The organism is Microbacterium sp. CnD16-F, assembly GCF_024124465.1.
Classification (GTDB): Bacteria; Actinomycetota; Actinomycetes; order Actinomycetales; family Microbacteriaceae; genus Microbacterium; species Microbacterium gawkjiense.
Genome location: NZ_JAMXSA010000089.1, coordinates 1 through 5,609, shown reverse-complemented (window position 1 = coordinate 5,609; position 5,609 = coordinate 1). Strand labels below are relative to the sequence as shown.

General features: G+C 73.2%; 3 protein-coding genes. 1 reads left to right on the top strand and 2 read right to left on the bottom strand.

Annotation, left to right across the window (positions count from 1 at the left end):
* Positions 1-100 precede the first annotated feature (100 nt).
* A complete protein-coding gene (locus tag NH287_RS14585; protein WP_253036193.1) occupies positions 101-760 on the top strand; it encodes a M20/M25/M40 family metallo-hydrolase in 660 nt (219 codons plus the stop codon).
* 2 nt (positions 761-762) lie between these two features.
* On the opposite strand, the gene hrpA is transcribed toward NH287_RS14585, so the two are convergent.
* Together hrpA and NH287_RS14575 are read right to left on the bottom strand one after the other, a co-directional pair.
* Complete coding sequence (hrpA, locus tag NH287_RS14580) at positions 763-4,641, bottom strand: ATP-dependent RNA helicase HrpA (RefSeq protein WP_253036192.1); 3,879 nt, start codon at positions 4,639-4,641, stop codon at positions 763-765.
* 61 nt (positions 4,642-4,702) lie between these two features.
* Positions 4,703-5,431, bottom strand: a complete 729-nt coding sequence (locus NH287_RS14575) for a hypothetical protein (RefSeq protein WP_253036194.1) — start codon at positions 5,429-5,431, stop codon at positions 4,703-4,705.
* Positions 5,432-5,609: the final 178 nt, after the last annotated feature.

Here is a 5,609-nt window from a genome sequence, read left to right as displayed (position 1 = left end):
GTCGGGGTTCCGTTCCATGAGGCCGATCGTCGCCTTGACGGCGAGGTCGTCGGCGCGCGTGTTCCAATACATGCCCTTTTCGCCCGCACGCCCGAACGGGGTGCGCATTCCGTCGGTGCTGCGGCTGCACCGCCGGCCGTTCCCGACGCGTCTCGTGCCGCCCGTGCGCGCGATGTTCGAGACCGTCGCCCCGCACACGACCGGCCCGCTGCGGCCCGTCTTCGCGAGCATCGGCGTGACGGGACGGCTGCTCGCGAAGGTCTTCCCGCGGCTCGGTCCCGAGCTGAACGCCCTCGTGCGGACGACGGCGGTGGTGACCGAGCTCGCCGGCGCCGCGGGGGCGAACGTCCTCGCCACCTCCGCCCGGGCGAGCGTGAACGTCAGGCTGCTGCCCGGCGACACGGCCGCGTCGGCGGCCGCCCGCATCCGTCGTGTCATCGCCGACCGCCACGTCGAGGTCGAGGTCGCGTCGGCCTCGGAGCCCTCGCCGGTGTCGCCGTGGACGGGACCCGCGTGGGACCGCCTCGTCGCCGCCACCGCGTCGGCTCTCGGGGAGGACGTCCTCCCGACGCCCTACATCCAGCTCGGCGCCAGCGACAGCCGGTGGTTCACCGCGATCAGCGATCACGTGTACCGGTTCACGCCGTTCCACCTGACGCGCGGCGAGCGGGAGGCCCTGCACTCGCACAACGAGCGCATCCGCGTGGGGTCGTGGCTGCGGGGGATCGAGTTCTACCGCGACCTGCTCCGGGCCGGCTGAGTTCAGCCGCGCTCGGCGAGCGCCTTCGAGATCCGCTGCAGCGACACCGGCTCGGCGGTGCCGAGGCGCTGCGCGAACAGGCTCACGCGGAACTCCTCGAGGAGCCACCGCGCGTGGACCAGGTGCGCGGCAGCGCCGGCGGGGAGCGGGAGGGTGCCCCCGGCATCCGCGAACAGGGCTGCGGCGCGCTCGTACTCGGTCATCCGCTGGCGGTCGCGGCCGGGGTTGTCGGAGAGGGCGTCGACGCGGTCCTTCGCTCCCTGCAGGTAACGCGGCAGGTGCGCGAGACGGGCAGTGCCGGTGCGGGAGAGGAAGCCCGGGTGCAGGAGCGCCGCGAGCTGACCCTTCACGTCGCCGAGGGCGGCGAGCAGCGTCATCGAGTTCTGGTTCTTGACGGCGCGTTCGACGTCGCGCTGCAGGGTGAGGATGCGGGCGGCGAGCGACACGGTCTGGAACAGCTCGTCGACGACGCGGCTCGAGAACGCGTCGCGGGCGGCCGTGAACGCGGCCTCGGTGCGGATGACGGCGTCGCCCATGACGGCGTCGGCCACGGCGACCCGGGCGTCCTCGATCAGCGCCTTCGCCGAGGGGTACGGCGACGCCGCGAGGGCCAGCTTCTCGGGGGCGGTCAGGTGGTCCATGACGTAGGCCGTGGGGGAGGGGACGGCGAGCAGCAGCAGGCGTCGCGCGCCCGCGCGGGTGAGGTCTGCCGCGCGCTCGGCGGTCGCCTCGATCCGCAGCGACACGGCGTCCTTCGCGTCGACGAGGGCGGGGTAGCCGCGGACGACGCCGCCGGCGACCTTCGTGTCGACGACGGCGGGCAGGTCGCCGACGTCCCACGTCGTGATGCCCGTGCGTTCGATCGGCGCGCTCGCGGCCGCGACGGCCGCGGCGGGGGATGCCGAGGGCTGCGGCTCCCTCTTCGGGCTGAGCGACCGGGCGACCGACTCGCGGGCGCGACCGGCGAGGCGGTCCTGCAGCTCGCGCAGATCGCGGGACGAGCCCACCGTGCGCCCGCGCTGGTCGACGGCGCGAAATGAGACGGTCAGGTGGGCGGGCACGCGCTCGAGGTCGAAGTCGCGCTCGGTCACCGGCTGGTGCGCGACGCGCTGGATGCGTGCGGCGAGCGCCGCGCGCAGGGTGGATGCCGGGAGTCCGTCGGTGTCCTCCGGCCCCGAGCCGCGCAGCTCGTCGCCGAGGGTCGCCGCCCAGTCCGCGGCCGGGACGACGTGGCGCCGGATCGCCTTCGGGAGCGCCTTGATGAGCGCCGTGACGAGCTCGTCCCGCATCCCGGGCACCTGCCAGTCGAAACCGTCGGGGCGCAGCTGCGCGAGGAGGGCCAGCGGCACGACGATGCTGACGCCGTCATCGGGGGCGCCCGGCTCGAACCGGTAGGCGACCGACAGCACCTGGTCGCCCTGACGCCAGCGCGCCGGGAAGTCGCGCTCGTCGGTGCGGGCGGACTCGCCGAGGAGGTCGGCCTCGGTCATGTCGAGCAGCTTCGGGGTGCGCGGCTGCGTCTCGCGCCACCACGCCTCGAACGAGCGGACGTCGAACACGTCGTGCGGCACCCGCGCGTCGTAGAAGGCGTACACGGCCTCGTCGCCGACGAGGATGTCGCGGCGACGCTCCCGCTCCTCGATGCGCTCGAGCTGGCGGCGGAGCTCGCCGTTGCGGCGCTCGAACGCGGTGAGCCGCTTGTCGAGGTGCTGGCTGTTCCACTCGCCCTCGACGAGCGCGTGGCGCAGGAACAGTTCGCGCGCCAGGTCGCGGTCGCGGCGGGCGAGCTGCACGCGCCGGCGCGGGATGATCTCGACCCCGAAGAGCGTCACCTTCTCGGCCGCGACGGCGGCACCGGCATCCTTCGACCAGTGCGGGTCGCTGAGACTGCGGTGCGCGAGATCGCCGGCGAGGTCCTCGGCCCACGCGGGGTCGATCGCCGCGACGGTCCGGCCGAACAGGCGCGAGGTCTCGACGAGCTCGGCGGCCATGACGGCGTCGGGCGAGGCTTTGCGCAGGCCCGAGCCGGGGAAGATCGCGAACGCGGCGCCGCGGGCACCCCGGTACTGCGGGAGGGGCTTGCGGGCGTTCTTCTTTGCGGGATCGGTCGTGACCGAACGCGTGTCGAGGATGCCGATGTGCGACAGGAGCCCCGAGAGGATCGCGCGGTGCAGCGCATCGGGGTCGGCGGCGCCGGCGGTGCGGCGGGGCGCGTCCTTCGGGGCGCCCGAGCGCGACAGCGTGCTCAGCTGGCGGTGCACGTCGAACCACTCCCGCACCCGCACGTAGTTGAGGTGCTCGCTGCGGCACAGGCGCCGGAACGCGCTCGAACCCAGCTCGCGCTGCTGCTCGCGGAGATGGTTCCAGAGGTTCAGCAGGGTGAGGAAGTCGCTCGTCGGGTCGACGAACCGGGCGTGCAGCCGGTCGGCCTCCTCCCGGCGCTCCTCGGGGCGTTCGCGGACATCCTGGATCGACAGCCCCGCGACGATCGCGAGGACGTCGCGCGAGACGCCGAGCTTCTCCGCCTCCAGCAGCATCCGCGCGAAGCGGGGGTCGATCGGCAGACGGGCGATCCGTCGGCCGAGGCCCGTCAGTCGCAGCGCGCCCGTGCGCCCCGTCACGGCGCGGAGCTCGGTGAGCAGCTCGACCGCGGCCTTCACGCCGCGGCTGTCGGGCTTCGTGAGGAACGGGAACTCCGTGACGTCGCCGAACCCGAGCGAGAGCATCTGCAGGATCACCGATGCGAGCGAGGTGCGGAGGATCTCGGGCTCGGTGAACTCCGGCCGGGAGGTGAAGTCGTCCTCGCCGTAGAGGCGGATCGCGATGCCCGCCGACGTGCGGCCGGCGCGCCCCGAGCGCTGCTGCGCGGAGGCCTGCGAGATCGCCTCGATCGGCAGGCGCTGGATCTTCGACCGCACGCTGTAGCGCGAGATGCGCGCCGTGCCGGCGTCGACGACGTAGCGGATACCGGGGACCGTGAGGCTCGTCTCGGCGACGTTCGTGGCGAGGATGATCCGCCGCCGCACCCCGGCGACCGAAGACGGCTCGAACACGCGGTGCTGCTCGGCGGAGCTGAGCCGGCCGAACAGGGGCAGCACCTCCGTCGGACGCGCGTCCTTCGCGTAGAGGCCGCGGACGGCGTCCATCGCGTCGCGGATCTCGGCCTCGCCGGGGAGGAAGACGAGCACGTCGCCGTCGGGCTCGCGGTCGAGCTCTCGAAGGGCCGCGAGCAGCCCGTCGACGTCGTCCTCGGACGCGGTGTCGTGCGGGCGGTAGCGGATCTCGACGGGGTAGGTGCGGCCCGAGACCTCGATGATCGGGGCGGGCACGCGCTCGCCGTCCGGCGCGGTCGCGGCGAAGTGCGCCGCGAAGCTCTCGGGGTCGATCGTCGCCGAGGTGATGATCACCTTCAGGTCGGGACGCTCGGGCAGGATGCGGGCGAGGTACCCCAGCAGGAAGTCGACATTGAGCGAGCGCTCGTGCGCCTCGTCGACGATGATCGTGTCGTAGCGGCGCAGCAGACGGTCGCGGTGGATCTCGTTGAGTAGGATGCCGTCAGTCATGAGCGTGACCTGCGTGGCGTCGGTCACCTCGTCCGTGAAGCGGACCTTGTAGCCGATCGCCCCACCGAGCGGCACCTGCACCTCGTGGGCGAGGCGTTCGGCGATCGAGCGGGCGGCGATCCGGCGGGGCTGCGTGTGGGCGATGCGCGTGCGCCCGAGCTCGAGGCACATCTTCGGCAGCTGCGTCGTCTTGCCCGACCCGGTGGCACCGGCGACGATGACGACCTGGTTCTCCGCGATGGCGCGCGTGATCTCCTCCCGCGCGGCGCTGACGGGCAGCTCCGGGGGATACGAGAGGACGGGGGCGGGTGCGGACACAGCCTTCGATGCTATCGCGCGGGCGGATGCCGGCGGTCGCCCGCCGCCTGCCGGACCCGGCTCAGCGGTCGGCGGTCTGCGGGGCGTCCAGCAGCGGCAGGTCGGCCGCCGTGACCAGGCGCGAGAGGACGGCGTGCTCGACGAGGCGCGCACGCCGGTTCGTCGCGAGCTTGCCGGCGCCGCCGCGCAGGCCCTGCACACCCTCGCGGTCGAACTTGTCGCACACGTTGTCGAGCTTGCGGTTGAACGTCGTGAGCGGCCAGCCCAAGCGCTCGGCGGCCTTCGCCGAGGTGGGGATCTGACTCGAGCCCATCATCCCGCCGCGCAGGATCGGCTCGCACAGGGCGATGAGCAGCAGTCGCTGGCTGGCCGTCAGCGGGACCGCGCCGATCGTCGTGCCGCCGTCGGTGCTGTCGCCCTCGAGCGGGGACGTGCGTCCCGTGAAGCGGGCGGCGCCGTTGCGGATCGTGAACTCGTACGTGTACGCGCCCGCCGTGAACATGACGACGAGCTCGGGGAACACGAGCGGCACGCGCGTTCCCGGACCGAGCATCGCCTGGTAGGCGCCGTCGGCCGTGGCGAGCGCGACCGAGATGGACCGGCCCGTGTTGGTGAGCCACCACATGCCCTGCGACGACTCGATCTCCAGCAGCCGGCGGTGCAGGTACGGGTTCGTGTCGATGACGAGGTCCGCGTCGCGACCGATGGAGAAGGTCTCACCCGGCGTCGGGTGGAACCACTCCCCGCAGAACTCGATCCCGAGCTCGGCGGCCTCCGTCTCGGCCGTCATCTCGATGTCCTCCGTCATCACATTCCCCCTTGAACGAGCACGACGATGCCCCAGACGGCGCCGGCGACGACCGCGGTGCCGACGAGGCCGACGAGCAGCAGCAGCCCTGTGCGCGACCGGCGCGCCGGTGCGGGCGCCGGCGACACCGGGGGCGCGACCGGGGTCCGCACGACGCGTG